Annotated in this window: 12 protein-coding genes and 2 pseudogenes; 11 read left to right on the forward strand and 3 right to left on the reverse strand. The window is 71.7% G+C overall.

What is annotated here, in order from left to right; all coding sequences use genetic code 11:
• Positions 1-14 precede the first annotated feature (14 nt).
• The 7 genes from B9P64_RS22240 to B9P64_RS22270 all read left to right on the forward strand — a co-directional run bounded on the left by B9P64_RS22240 (position 15) and on the right by B9P64_RS22270 (position 8694).
• A complete protein-coding gene (locus B9P64_RS22240) occupies positions 15-773 on the forward strand; it encodes a crotonase/enoyl-CoA hydratase family protein (RefSeq protein WP_407919701.1) in 759 nt (252 codons plus the stop codon).
• A complete protein-coding gene (locus B9P64_RS22245; protein WP_085318256.1) occupies positions 774-1811 on the forward strand; it encodes a branched-chain amino acid ABC transporter permease in 1038 nt (345 codons plus the stop codon).
• A gap of 1 nt (position 1812) precedes the next feature.
• Complete coding sequence (locus tag B9P64_RS22250) at positions 1813-3594, forward strand: branched-chain amino acid ABC transporter ATP-binding protein/permease (protein ID WP_085318257.1); 1782 nt, start codon at positions 1813-1815, stop codon at positions 3592-3594.
• A gap of 10 nt (positions 3595-3604) precedes the next feature.
• Positions 3605-4441, forward strand: coding sequence for an ABC transporter ATP-binding protein (locus tag B9P64_RS22255; protein ID WP_085318258.1), 837 nt, complete (start codon positions 3605-3607; stop codon positions 4439-4441).
• Positions 4428-6194: an acyl-CoA dehydrogenase family protein gene (locus tag B9P64_RS22260; protein ID WP_085318259.1), complete on the forward strand. Its 1767-nt coding sequence runs from the start codon at positions 4428-4430 to the stop codon at positions 6192-6194. Before B9P64_RS22255 ends, B9P64_RS22260 begins: the two co-directional genes overlap by 14 nt.
• Before the next feature lie 144 nt (positions 6195-6338).
• Positions 6339-7478 carry a porin gene (locus B9P64_RS22265; protein WP_085318260.1) on the forward strand — a complete coding sequence of 380 codons (1140 nt, stop codon included), beginning with the start codon at positions 6339-6341 and terminating at the stop codon, positions 7476-7478.
• Positions 7479-7836: 358 nt separating this feature from the next.
• Complete coding sequence (locus tag B9P64_RS22270) at positions 7837-8694, forward strand: SDR family NAD(P)-dependent oxidoreductase (protein WP_085318326.1); 858 nt, start codon at positions 7837-7839, stop codon at positions 8692-8694.
• 76 nt (positions 8695-8770) lie between these two features.
• On the opposite strand, the gene B9P64_RS22275 is transcribed toward B9P64_RS22270, so the two are convergent.
• The 3 genes and pseudogenes from B9P64_RS22275 to B9P64_RS22285 form a co-directional block, all read right to left on the reverse strand.
• Complete coding sequence (locus tag B9P64_RS22275) at positions 8771-9304, reverse strand: winged helix-turn-helix transcriptional regulator (protein WP_235840091.1); 534 nt, start codon at positions 9302-9304, stop codon at positions 8771-8773.
• Positions 9288-9854 (reverse strand): annotated as a pseudogene (locus tag B9P64_RS22280) (SDR family NAD(P)-dependent oxidoreductase); the annotation flags it as partial. The pseudogene B9P64_RS22280 and the gene B9P64_RS22275, both read right to left, overlap by 17 nt.
• A 10-nt stretch (positions 9855-9864) precedes the next feature.
• Positions 9865-10833: an FAD-dependent monooxygenase gene (locus B9P64_RS22285; RefSeq protein WP_235840093.1), complete on the reverse strand. Its 969-nt coding sequence runs from the start codon at positions 10831-10833 to the stop codon at positions 9865-9867.
• On the opposite strand from B9P64_RS22285, the pseudogene B9P64_RS22290 reads away from it, so the two are divergent.
• The 4 genes and pseudogenes from B9P64_RS22290 to B9P64_RS22305 form a co-directional block, all read left to right on the forward strand.
• Positions 10757-10975 (forward strand): annotated as a pseudogene (locus B9P64_RS22290) (aldehyde dehydrogenase family protein); the annotation flags it as partial. The gene B9P64_RS22285 and the pseudogene B9P64_RS22290 sit on opposite strands and share 77 nt — an antisense overlap.
• A 620-nt stretch (positions 10976-11595) precedes the next feature.
• The gene (locus tag B9P64_RS22295; protein ID WP_085318262.1) at positions 11596-11928 is read left to right on the forward strand and encodes a 2Fe-2S iron-sulfur cluster-binding protein; all 333 of its coding nucleotides are present in this window, start codon (positions 11596-11598) and stop codon (positions 11926-11928) included.
• Between the two features lie 3 nt (positions 11929-11931).
• Positions 11932-12192 carry a phenol hydroxylase subunit gene (locus B9P64_RS22300; protein ID WP_085318263.1) on the forward strand — a complete coding sequence of 87 codons (261 nt, stop codon included), beginning with the start codon at positions 11932-11934 and terminating at the stop codon, positions 12190-12192.
• Between the two features lie 31 nt (positions 12193-12223).
• Entirely contained in the window at positions 12224-13219 is a 996-nt protein-coding gene (locus tag B9P64_RS22305; RefSeq protein ID WP_085318264.1) for an aromatic/alkene monooxygenase hydroxylase subunit beta, read from the forward strand.
• Positions 13220-13224 lie beyond the last annotated feature (5 nt).

The following is a 13224-nucleotide window of genomic DNA, read 5'->3' on the forward strand; positions in this document are numbered from 1 at the left end:
TCGACTCGCTCGACATGCTCAGCATCGACGCGAGCGGCCCCATTGCCCAGGTGCGCCTGCAACGCCCCGACAAGCGCAACGCGATCAGCGACGCCTTCATCGCGCAGATCCACACCTGCTTCCTCAACCTGCCGGCCAGCGTGCGCGTGGTCGTGCTGAGCGGCGCCGGCAAGCATTTCTGCGCCGGGCTCGACCTGTCGGAGATGGGCGAGCGCAGCGTCGCCGAGGGCATCGCGCATTCGCGCGCCTGGCATGCCGCCTTCGACGCGATCCAGTCCGGCCGCGTGCCGGTCATCGCGGTGCTGCACGGCGCGGTCGTGGGCGGCGGGCTGGAACTGGCCAGCGCCTGCCACATCCGCGTGGCCGAGGCGACGACCTATTACGGCCTGCCCGAGGGCCAGCGCGGCATCTTCGTGGGCGGCGGCGGCTCGGCGCGGCTGCCGCGCCTGATCGGCACGGCGCGCATGACCGACATGATGCTGACCGGCCGCGTGATCGACGCCGAGCTCGGCGAGCGCATCGGGCTGTCGCAGTACGTGGTGCCGGCCGGCGAGGGCCTCGCGCGCGCCAGCGAGCTGGCGGCGCGCATCGCGAGCAATGCGCCGATGTCGAACTTTGCCGTCATGCATGCGTTGCCGCGCATCGCCGAGCTGCCGCAGGCCGAGGGCCTGTTCGTCGAGGCGCTGATGTCGTCGATCACCCAGGCCGAGCCAGACGCAAAGGAGCGCGTGCGCGCCTTTCTCGACGGCCGCGCGGGCAAGGTCGGGGTCTGAATGGACGCCTCCATCGCCGGCATCCTCGCGTTCGACGGCGTGACCAGCGGCGCGGTCTATGCGCTGCTGGCCATCGCGACCGTGCTGGTGTTCGCCGTCACGCGCGTGATCTTCCTGCCGCAGGGCGAGTTCGTCGCCTACGGCGCGCTCACGCTCGGCATGTTCCAGACCGGCCACACGCCGGGCACGGTGTGGCTGCTGCTGGCGCTGACCGCGTTTGCCGCCGTCACCGATTGCATCGGGCTGTGGCGCGCGGGCCAGCGGCTTGCCGCGCTGGCGCGCCATCTGCGCACGCTGGCGCTGTGGCCGCTGCTGATCTCGGCGCTGTCGATCTGGGCCGCGCCGCGCCACTGGCCGCTGCTCGCGCAGGCGGCGCTCACGCTCGGCCTGGTCACGCCGCTCGGCAGCCTGGTCTGGCGCATCGCCTTCCGCGCGCTGGCCGATGCAAGCGTGCTGGCGCTGCTCATCGTCTCGGTCGGCGTGCATTTCATGCTGACCGGGCTGGCGCTGCTGTTCTTCGGCGCCGAGGGCTATCGCAATCCGAGCTTCTGGGACGAGCGCTGGTCGCTCGGCGCGCTGACGCTGTCGGGTCAGACGCTGATCATGCTGCTCGCATCAGCCGCGCTGATCGCGCTGCTGGCGGTCTTCTTCGACCGCACGCTGGTCGGCAAGGCGCTGCGCGCGACCGCCGTCAACCGGCTCGGCGCGCGGCTCGTCGGCATCTCGACCGAGACCGCCGGGCGCGTGAGTTTCATGATGGCCGCCTTCATCGGCGCGCTGTCCGGCCTGCTCATCGGGCCGACGACGACGGTGTTCTACGACACCGGCTTCCTCATCGGGCTCAAGGGCTTCGTCGCGGCGGTGTTCGGCGGGCTGGCGAGCTATCCGCTGGCCGCGCTCGGCGCGGTGCTGCTCGGGCTGGTGGAGTCGTTCGGCGCCTTCCAGGCCAGCGCCTACAAGGAAGTCATCGTCTTCACCGCGATCCTGCCGGTGCTGCTGTGGCGCTCGCTGCGCGACCCCGGGCACGAGGAGCACTGAGATGGCCTTCGCTCCCTCGCGCCGCGCGCTCGCGGTCGGCGCGGTCGTGCTGCTCGCGCTGCTGCCGCAACTGCCGCTGCCCGATTTCTGGATCACCCAGCTCGACGCCATCGGCCTGACCGCGCTTGCGGTGCTGGGCCTCGTGCTGCTCACCGGCGTCGGCGGCCTGACCTCGTTCGGGCAGGCGGCGTTCGTCGGCGTCGGCGCCTACACGAGCGCGCTGCTGACCACGCGCTATGGCGTGTCGCCCTGGCTCACGCTGTTCGCAAGCGTGGCGGTCGCGGTCGCGGCGGCGCTGCTGCTCGGCTGGCTCACGCTGCGCATGTCGGGCCATTACCTGCCGCTCGCGACGATCGCCTGGGGCCTGGTGGCCTATTACCTGATGGGCAATGTCGAGGCGCTCGGCAAGTACGACGGCCTGCTCGGCATTCCGCCGCTCAGCCTGTTCGGCGTCGAGCTGCGCGACAACCGCAGCCTCTACTACCCGATCTGGACGCTGGCGCTGCTGGCGGCCTGGGGCGTGGTCAACCTGCTCGATTCGCGGCCCGGCCGCGCGATCCGCGCGCTCAAGGGCGCCACCACCATGGCCGAGGCGATGGGCGTGCCGACCTTCCGCTACAAGGTCGCGATCTTCGTGCTCGCGGCGGTGTTCGCGGCGCTGTCGGGCTGGCTGTTCGCGCACTTCCAGCGCACGGTCAATCCGTCGCCGTTCGGCATGCACATGGGCATCGAGTACCTGTTCATGGCGGTGCTCGGCGGCGTGGGCGAGGTCGGCGGCGCCTTCGTCGGCGCGGCGGCGGTCAGGCTGCTGGAGGACCGCTTGCAGGTGTGGCTGCCAAGCCTGCTCGGCACCGGCGGCAGCGCCGAGATCGTGGTGTTCGGCGCGGTCATCATCGCGATGCTGCGGTTCGCGCCGCAGGGGCTGTGGCCGATGCTCGCGGCGCGCCTGCCCGCCGCGACTCGCCCGCGCGACCGGGACGGGGCTGCGCCGCTCGCGCGCCATGCGGCGCCGGCCGCCGCCGGCAGCGGACCGCTGCTCGACGTGAAGGCCATCCGCAAGCAGTTCGGCGGGCTGGTCGCGGTCAACGATGTGAGCTTCAGCGTCGGGCGCGGCGAGATCGTCGGGCTCATCGGCCCCAACGGCGCGGGCAAGTCCACCACCTTCAACCTGCTGACCGGCGTGCTGTTCGCGAGCGGCGGCGAGGTGCGGCTCGCGGGTCGGCGCATCGACGGCCTCAGCTCGCGCGCCATCGCGGCGCTCGGCGTGTCGCGCAGCTTCCAGCACGTCAAGATGATTCCGGGCATGACGGTGCTGGAGAACGTCGCGCTCGGCGGCCATCTGCGCAGCGGCGGCGGCATCGTGCGCGCGATGCTGCGGCTCGACCGCGCCGAGGAACGCAGCCTGCTGGCCGAGGCCGGGCGCCAGCTCGACCGCATCGGCATGGCGGCGCTGGCCGGCGAGCCGGCCGGCAATCTCGCGCTCGGCCAGCAGCGGCTGATGGAGATCGCCCGCGCGCTGATGACCGACCCGGCGCTGCTGCTGCTCGACGAGCCGGCGGCCGGCCTGCGCCATCAGGAGAAGCAGGCGCTCGGCCGCGTGCTGGCGCAACTGCGCGGCGAGGGCATGAGCCTGCTGCTGGTCGAGCACGACATGGATTTCGTGATGGGCCTGACCGATCGCATCGTGGTGATGGAGTTCGGCACCCGGCTCATCGAGGGCACGCCGGCCGAGGTGCGCGCCAGCCCGGCGGTGCGCGCCGCCTATCTCGGCACCGAGCATTGAAGGGGGCGGGATGAATCCAGTGAATAGGCGCGGCAGTGTCGAAGCAAGCGTGCCGAAGCCCGCGCCGGCGCTGCTGAGGGTGGAGGAACTGCGCGCCGGTTACGGCAAGGCCGAGGTGCTGGCGGGCCTGAGCTTCAGCGCGCGCGCCGGGTCGGTCGTGACCATCATCGGGCCGAACGGCGCCGGCAAGTCGACCACGCTGAACGCGCTGATCGGCGCGATTCCGGCGCAGGGCCGCATCGTCTTCGACGGCAGCGACCTGACGCGCGCCACGCTCGAAGAGCGCGTGATGCTCGGCATGGCGCTGGTGCCCGAGCGCCGCGAGCTGTTCGGCACGATGCCGGTCGAGGACAACCTGCTGCTCGGCGGCTGGCGCCAGATGCGGCTGCGCAACCACGGCTGGCGCGGCGCGCTCGACGAGGTCTACGAGCGCTTTCCGCGCCTGAAGGAACGCCGCGCGCAGGCCGCCGGCACGCTGTCGGGCGGCGAGCGCCAGATGCTCGCGATCGGCCGCGCGCTGATGGGCCGGCCGCGCCTGCTGATGCTCGACGAGCCGAGCCTGGGCCTCGCGCCGCGGATCACGCGCGAGATCTTTTCCATCGTCGAGGCGCTGCGCGCGACCGGCGTGACGATCCTGCTGGTCGAGCAGAACGCGCGCGCCGCGCTCGCCGTCGCCGATCACGCCCATGTGCTGGAGACCGGCGCCTTCGCGCTCCAGGGCCCGGCCGCGCAGCTCGCCGACGACCCGCGCGTGATCGAGACCTATCTCGGCGCCGCCGGCGGCCAGGGCTCGGTCGCGCCGGCTGCCATCCCCACCGAATCCGGAGCCCGTCATGTGGCGCTATGAACCCCCGCTGCGCGACATCCGCTTCGTCATCGACGAGGTGCTGGCCGCGCCGGCCGACTGGGCGCGGCTGCCGGCCTGCGCCGAGCTCGACGCCGACACCGCCGCCCAGGTCATCGGCGAGGCCGGCCGTTTCGCCGCCGAGGTGCTGGCGCCGATCAACGGCCCGGCCGATCTCGAAGGCTGCCGCTGGCGCGACGGCGCGGTGACGACGCCGGCCGGGTATGCAGAGGCATGGCGCGGCTTCGTCGACGCCGGCTGGCCCGCGCTCGCCTGCGACGCGGAGCTGGGCGGCCAGGGACTGCCGCAACTCGTCAACGCCGCCGTCTACGAAATGCTGACCGCCGCCAACCACGCCTGGACCATGTATCCGGGCCTGCTGCACGGCGCCTATGAATGCCTCAAGGCGCACGGCAGCGCCGCGCTGCGCGAACGCTGGCTGCCCGGCATCGTCAGCGGCGAGACGCTCGCGACCATGTGCCTGACCGAGCCGCAGGCCGGCAGCGATCTGGGCCAGGTGCGCACGCGCGCGGTGCCGCAGCCCGACGGCAGCCTGCGCATCACTGGCGGCAAGATTTTCATCAGCGGCGGCGAGCACGACCTGACCGACAACATCGTTCACCTCGTGCTGTGCCGGCTGCCCGACGCGCCGGCCGGCAGCCGGGGACTGTCGCTCGCGCTCGTGCCCAAGCTGCTCGACGACGGCAGCCGCAACGCGCTGCGCTGCGACGGCATCGAAAAGAAGATGGGCATCAAGGGCAGCGCCACCTGCGTCATGAGCTTCGAGGGCGCGACCGGCTGGCTGATCGGCGAGCCGGGCCGTGGCCTGAACGCGATGTTCCTGATGATGAATGCGGCGCGACTGCTGGTCGGATTGCAGGGCCTCGGGCATCTGGAGATGGCGGCGCAGAACGCACGCTGCTACGCGCACGAGCGGCTGCAATCGAGGGCGCCCGGCAGCGACAGCCCGGCCGGCGATCCGATCGCGCTGCATCCGTCGATGCGCCGCGTGCTCAACCGCTTGCAGGCGCTGGTCGAGGGCCAGCGCGTGCTGGCCTATGCGACCGCGCACTGGCTCGATCTGGCCGGGCACGACGCCGATCCGGCGGCGCGCCGGCGCGCGCAGGACCGCGCCGATCTGCTGACGCCGGTCGTCAAGGCCATGCTCACGCGCAACGGTTTTGCCGGCGCGAGCGAGGCCCTGCAGGTCTGGGGCGGCTACGGCTACATCCACGAATACGGCATCGAGCAGACGCTGCGCGACAGCCGCATCGCGCTCATCTACGAGGGCACGAACGAGATCCAGGCGCTCGACCTCGTGCAACGCAAGATCCTCGGCGACGAGGGGCGGCGGCTCGGCGAGCTGCTCGACGAACTGGCCGGCGAGGCGGTCGCGCCCGCGTCCGCGCCGGAAGAGCTGCAAGCCTTTGCGGGCGCGCTCGCCGCTGCCATCGGCGATTTCCGCTCGGCCATCGGCGCGCTTGCCGATGCGGCGCGCACCGATCCAACCCATGCGCAGGCGGTTGCCGGCGAGGTGCTCGACGCCTTCGGTCTGGTGCTGCTCGGCTGGGCCTGGGCGCGCAGCGCGCGCATTGCGCTGGCCGCCGCCGAACGCCCCGGTGCCGACCGCGCCTGGCTGGCGCGCAAGCGCGCGACGGCCGCCTATGGCCGCGACTGGCTGCTGCCCGAACTCGCCACGCCGCTGCGGCTGATCCGCGCGCGCGGCCTGCTGCTGCCATCGGCGGCGCAAGCCTGACGCGCCCGCGAACCGCATCGCATCCGGCCGCGTGCCGTTCCCCGTCGTCGATGGCGGCGAAGGGAGCGGCGCGCGGCCATCACAGGGCCATGCCGGCGCAGACCCGGCGTGCCCATCGCCACCAGAGAGACGGAGACAAGACAGATGGCCAAGACCAACAAGCCAGGGCGCGCCGGCCCCACCCTGATCGCGGCGGCGCTGCTCGCCGGCGCAAGCGCGGGCGCCGCCGCGCAGCAGGTCACGCTCTACGGCTCGATCGATACCGGCATCGAGCACATCACCAATGCGCGCGGCGACGGCGGCAGCTTCACGCGCGTGCCGTCGATCACCGGCACGCAGGCGTCGCGCGTGGGCGTGCGCGGCGAGGAGGAGCTGGGGGATGGCCTCAAGGCGCTGTTCGTCATTGAGAACGGCTTCAACGCCGACACCGGCGCGGCCGGGCAGGGCGGGCGTACCTGGGGCCGCCAGGCCTTCGTCGGCGTCAGCTCGGCGGCCTGGGGCCAGCTCAGCGTCGGGCGCCAGTACACGATGATCAACTACCCGCTGCTCAGCGGCGACATCATGGGACCGAACATCTACGGCCTCGGCTCGCTCGACAGCTATCTGCCGGCGGCGCGCTCGGACAACACGCTCGCCTATCGGCACAAGCTCGGCGGCCTGGGCTTCGGCGCGACCTATTCCACCGGCCGCGACACGGTCGGCACCGGCACCACCAGCTGCGCCGGCGAGGGCGCGGCCGGGCCGGTCGCCTGCCGGCAGATGTCGGCGATGGCGCAGTACGACGGCGCGGCCTGGGGCGTGGGCTATGCCTATGACGAGATGCGCGGCGGCGGCACGCTGGGCGCGACCTTCTACAACGGCGCGGCCGGCATCGCGATGCCGCTGTCGAGCGACAAGGACGCGCGCCATCTGCTCACGGCCTATGTGAAGTTCGGCGGCACCAAGGTGGCCGGCGGCGTGCTCGCGCGGCGCGTCAACACCAGCGTGACCGATGTCGATTCCAATACCTGGTTCATTGGCGCCTCGTATCCGCTGACCGCCGCGTGGACCGTGGATGCCGAGGCGATCCGCATCCTCAACACCGACCAGAACCGCAGCGGCTCGATGCTCGCGGCGCGCGCGCTGTATGCGTTCAGCAAGCGCACGGCGGCCTATGCCCAGCTCGGCTTCCTCGACAACAACAAGGGCGCGCAGTACCAGGTCAGCTCGGGCGGTGGCGGCACCGTGCCGGCGCCCGGCGACAACCAGCTCGGCAGTTTCGTGGGCCTGCGCCACACGTTCTGATTCGCAGTGCGCGCCGCGTGGCGGGCGCGCCATAAGCCCGATCCACCCGCAGCGCCGAGGGGCGCTTGCGCGGTGGCCCGCCCGTCAGGCGCGGCAGATGGATCGCATCGAGCACCTCCAGCATGTGTGCCAGGTCGGCGCACTGGCCGGCCGTCTCGATCAGCCGTGCGCCGCTCGCGCTGCGACGGGCCTTGATGTGCGTGGCGTCGAACGCCGCACCGTCCCAGTCGCCCATCGCAGGACGGCGGCCCGGGCACATTCTTGTCCTCATGGCAGGCCCGACTGACGCCACGCGCGCCGCCTGCCTAGTCTGGCCATGAAGGCGGCGCAGCCCGCGCCGCTCCATGCCGCCCTGACCATGACCGCTTCCCATGCCTGCGCGCAGGTTCTCCGGCCCGCGCTCGATCCCACCCCCGACCAGCTCGCCGCCACCGCCGCGCGCGCCCGTCACCAGCAACGTCTCGCCGGCAAGGTCGCGGTCGTGACCGGCATCGGCAGCGGCATCGGGCGCGGCATCGCGCTGATGTTCGCGCGCCAGGGCGCACGCGTGGTCGGCTGCGACATCGACGCCGCCGCGCTCGCCGCGACACTGGCCACCGCCAAGACCGAAGGGCTCGACCTGCAAGGGCATGCGGCGCTCGACCTCACCGTCGAGGGCGGGGCCGACCGACTCATGGCCGCCGCCGTCGCACGCCATGGCGGCATCGACATCCTGGTCAACGCCGCCGCCTTCTGCGTGTTCGAGCCGGTCGATCGCATGTCACTCGACGGCTGGCGCAATTCGCTGCGCGGCGAGCTGGACATCGTCTTTCTCGCCTGCCGCGCGGCCTGGCCGCATCTGGTCGCGCGCGGCGGCGGTGCGATCCTCAATTTCGCCTCGGTGAATGCGTACATGGCGCTCGACGGCTCGGCCGCCGTCGCGCATTGCGCCGGCAAGGGCGGCGTGCTGGCGATGACGCGCCAGCTCGCGATGGAAGGCGGACCGCACGGCATCCGCGCCAACACGATTTCGCCGGGCTTCATCGTCACGGGCGCGACGCGGCGCCATCTGGACGCGGTGCCGACGCTGGTGGACGAGGTGCTGCGCAAGAAGATGATCCGGCGCGTCGGCCAGCCCGACGACATCGCCTGGGCCGCGACCTTCCTGTGCTCGGACGAGGCGTCGTGGGTGACGGCGTCGGATTTCGGCGTGGATGGCGGAGCGCGGGCCTGGTGAGCCGGGCGCCGCCGGTCGCGGCGGCGGGCGCGTGCGGCAGCCGGGCGGCGGTCGGGCCGTGACCGGCGCGCGTGGCTCAGCCGGCGCGCGGGCCCGGACCGTTGCCGGCGTCGAAGGCTGCGCGCGCGGCGCGGATCGCGGGCGTCGCGGCCTCGGTCCAGCGCAGCAGCGCGAGGTAGTGCGCATGCGCCTCGGCGCCGAGCGCGGTGAGCGCGTATTCGACGCGCGGTGGCGTCTCGGCGGTGATGCCGCGCGCCACCAGCCCGTCGCGTTCCAGCAGCCTCAGCTTGAGCGTGAGCATGCGTTGCGAGATCCCGCCCTCGCTCGACACCGCGCCGATCAGCCGGCGCAGCTCGCCATGCCTGAGCATGCCGCCCGCGAGCAGGTTCATGACGAGCGAACTCCAGCGGTCGCCCAGCAGCGCGGGCACGGTGCGGACCGGGTCGTCGCGCTCGCGGCCGTGGGCGGCCATCGCGCGCAGCAGGCCGGCGAGGTTGTCGGCATGGCGCCGGCGCGCGGCGGCGTCACGGCCGGGGCCGAGCGCGGCGAGCGCCCGGTCGGCCGGGTCGGCCATGTCGGCCGACGCCGTCACCTCAGAAGCCGAAGCCACCGCCGTCCACGTTGAACACCTGCCCGGTCATGAAGCCGGATTCCTCGCCCGCGAGGAAGGCCAGGATGCCGACCAGATCGCCCGGTACCTCGGTGCGCGGAATGAACTGGCGCGCGCGCACCGCCTCGAAGGCCGGCTCGGGCAGGCTCGCGGCGCTGCCGGCGTGCTTCGTCAGCCCCGGCGAGATCGCGTTGACGGTGATGCCCTGCGGTCCCAGCTCGGCGGCGAGCGCGCGCGTCAGCCCGATCACGGCCATCTTGCTCGCCACATAGCCGACCATGCGCGGCGGCGGCCCCCAGACCGTGCTCGACGCGAGGTTGACGATGCGGCCCCAGCCGCGCTTCGCCATGTCGGGCGCGAAGGCCTGGGCCAGCAGCATCGGCGCCTCGACATTGACGGTCTGGATCTCGCGCCAGAGCTTGGGCGTGAGTTCGGCCAGGCCGGCGAATTCCATGTAGGCGGCGTTGTTCAGCAGCAGGTCGACGCGGCCGGTCTGGGCCAGCACGCTGGCTGCAAACGCCTGCACGTCGTCGACGTCGGCCAGGTCGGTTTCCTTGTGGTCAGAGCGGCGCGCGCAGCGCCTCCTGGGCGTGCAGCATCACGCGCGTGTGTTCCTCCAGCGAGCCACCTTCCTGCTCGATCTGGCCCATGCGGCCCGAGGCCGTCACCACCAGCTGCGCGCGGTCGTAATGCCGGCCGGCGTAGGCGAGCAGGGCGCCTTCGAGCGAGTGGCGCCGGCCCAGTTCCTCGGCCAGCACCAGCGCGCCCTCGATGGCAATGCCGGCGCCCGAGGCCAGATGCGGCGTGGTCGCATGCACTGTGTCGCCGAGCAGCACGATGCGGCCCTTGTGCCAGGGCCCCGCGATCATGTGGCCGGCGAGCGGGCGGTAGAGCACGCGCGGGTTCGGCAGGGTGCCGGCGCGGATCTGCTCGCGCAGCTGGCCCAGTTCGCCGCCGAATTCGTCGAGCAGGCCGGCGAGCTGGGCCGGCCAGTCGGCCGGGTCGATGAAGTCCATGCCCGCGCGCTTGTCGAGCACGAACAGGTAGCACTCGGTCGCGCTGATCGGGTTCATGCCGGCCTTGGTCGTGCGGCCCATGCAGATGACCGAGTTCTCGCGCAGCCTCGGCACCACCGCGCGCCACGAGCCCTGGCCGCTGAACTTCGGCCCGGGGAACTCCGGCTTCACCCAGGCGCGCACCTTCGAATTGACGCCGTCGGCGCCGATCGCGAGGTCGTAGCGGCCCCGGCTGCCATCGGTGAAGGCCACGTCCACGCCGTCGGCGTCCTGCTCCATCGACGTGAAGCTCATGCCGAGCCTGACGGTCGCGCCGGCGTGCAGCGTGGCCCGGCCGAGGATGTCGGCCAGCACCGGGCGCAGGATGCCGCCGGCGGGCGGCAGGTCGTCGGCACCGGCCGCCGCGATCATCGGCACCGTGCGCGCCACGCGGCCGTCGGCGTATCTGTACAGCCGGGACGCCGCCCGCATCTGGCGCACCGCCGCCCGGCTCCAGTCGGGCATGGTGGGCATCAACTGCGGCCTCATTTCGAGCGAGGTGGCGCCGTTCGGCGGAGTGAAGCAGAGCGGCCTGGGCCGCGAGGGCTCGCACCTCGGGATCGATGAGTACGTCGAGGTCAAGTACCTGTGCTGGGACGGGCTGGAAGCGAGCTGACCGACCGCCGCGCGGCCATCGGCGCGAGCTGTGCGAAGAGCCGATGCGGTCCATCGCGCAATGCGATTTCCGCCGCGCCGGCGCGCTGCCGGGCGGCAAGGTCGCCTGCTGGCCTGAGCGACTGTCGCCCGGGATGCCTGAGCTTCGCGCCGGCGTCAGAACATGTGGCGCACGCCCACGCCGAAGGCGGCCACCCGCGCCCACAGGCTGCCCGACAGGTCGCGCGCCTTCGACGTGTTCGACGCGCGGCAGCCCGCAGCGCCCGGATGTGACCAATTGGTCGAGCGACTCCGCCATCGCAGGGCGCAATTGCGCGCGCATTGCTCAGTGCTTTCCCGCAATCGGCGCCGGCAATCGCGTCCGATTCGCTCCATCCCCCTCGGCTAAACCCGCAATTCGGCAGCGCGCCGGCAATCGGCGCGGACGCGCAATCGGGCCGAGGGCAATTCTGCTGCGCCGCAGCTTTACGTTTTGGTCAAGGCGGGCGCGGCATTGCCCCAGAGCGTCAAGCGCGCTGGCGCGGCAAATCGGCGGCGCCGGCGCGATTTCCTGCCAAATCAATCGCTTGGCTTCGGTGGCACAGCCGCTGCGATAGCTCGTCCCGCAAGGGGGGCGAAGCGATGCACAACTCAGGGCAACACCGAATCACGATTGCCAATACCGGCGAAAGCTATGACTGCCGCAGCGACGAAACGCTGCTGCTGGCGCTGGCACGCGTCGGCAAGCGCGGCATTCCGCTCGGCTGCCGGGGTGGCGGCTGCGGCATCTGCAAGGTCGAGGTGGTGTCGGGCGACTACTCGACCTGCGCCATGAGCGCCAGCCAGGTCGACAGCGCCGAGCGCCAGCAGCGGCGCGCGCTGGCCTGCTGCGTCTTTCCGGCCGGCGCGCTGGTGGTGAAAGTGATTGGCCGGCTCGAAAAGAACATTTGCCGGCCATTGCCCGGGCAGGGCTGAAACATGGCCGCCGATTCCCGCCTTTTCGATCCCAAACGCAAATTCGTGCGCCTGCGCCAATTGCGCCCGGACGGTTTTGTCGAATTCGATTTCGCCATCGGCGAGCCCGAATTGTTCGTGGAAATGATTCTGGGCGCCGCCGCCTTCGACGATTTCTGCGCCAGCAATGGCGTGCAATTCCTTGCGCCCGAATCGGCCGCGTCACCGGCACTCGATGCCGGCTTCGACTGGCGGCTGCGCAATGCGGCGCGGCCGCATTCCTGATTTCAATTCAATCCAATTACCGAGGACTCAAGTGCAAATCGATCTTCGCACCGTCGCCATCGAGCCGCAGCGCCAGACTTTCGATCATCTGGCGCGGCGTTTCGGTGCCGGCAAGCCGGCCAGCCGCTATCAGGAAGGCAGTTACGACCTTCAGCCGACGCACAACTTTCACTACCGGCCGAGCTGGGACCCGGAGCGCGAGCTTTACGACGCGCGTCGCACCGCCATCGTCATGGCCGACTGGTATGCGCTGAAGGACCCGCGCCAGTTCTATTACGGCAGCTACACCCAGGCGCGCTCGCGCCAGCAGGAGGCGGCCGAGGCGAGCTTCGAATTCGTCGAATCGCGCGGGCTGGCCGAGCTGCTGGCGCCCGAGCTGCGCGACGCCGCGCTCGGCCTGCTGCTGCCGCTGCGCCATGTGGCCTGGGCCGCCGACCTGAACAACTGCGCCATCTGCGCCGACGGCTACGGCACGGTGCTGACCCAGGCCGCGATGTATCAGGCGATGGACAACCTGGGCATCGCGCAATACCTGACCCGCATCGGCCTGCTGCTCGGCGATGTGGAATCGCTGGCGGTGGCCAAGCGCGAATGGCTGGCCGCGCCGCACTGGCAGCCGCTGCGCCGGCTGGTCGAGAACATGCTGGTGCAGCGCGACTGGTTCGAGCTGTTCGTGGCGCAGAACTTCGTGCTCGACGGGCTGCTGTATCCGCTGGTCTACCGCGAGGCGGTCGATCAGCGCATGGCGGCGCACGGCGGCGCGGCCATCGCGATGCTCACCGCCTTCATGACCGACTGGTTCGCCGAGACCTCGAAGTGGACCGATGCCGTCATCAAGACCGCCGCCGCCGAGTCGGACGCGAACCGCGCGCTGCTGAGCGGCTGGACCGCCAACTGGCGCGACCGCGTGCTGGCAGCGCTCGAACCGCTTGCCGCGCACAGCCTCGGCGCCGACGCCGGCGAGCTGCTCGGCAACCTGGCGCAAGCCTTTGCAAGCCGCGCCGCCAAGGCCGGTCTGGCGATCTGAGGAGC

The sequence above is a fragment of the Derxia lacustris genome, assembly GCF_002105195.1.
Taxonomy (GTDB): Bacteria; Pseudomonadota; Gammaproteobacteria; order Burkholderiales; family Burkholderiaceae_E; genus Derxia; species Derxia lacustris.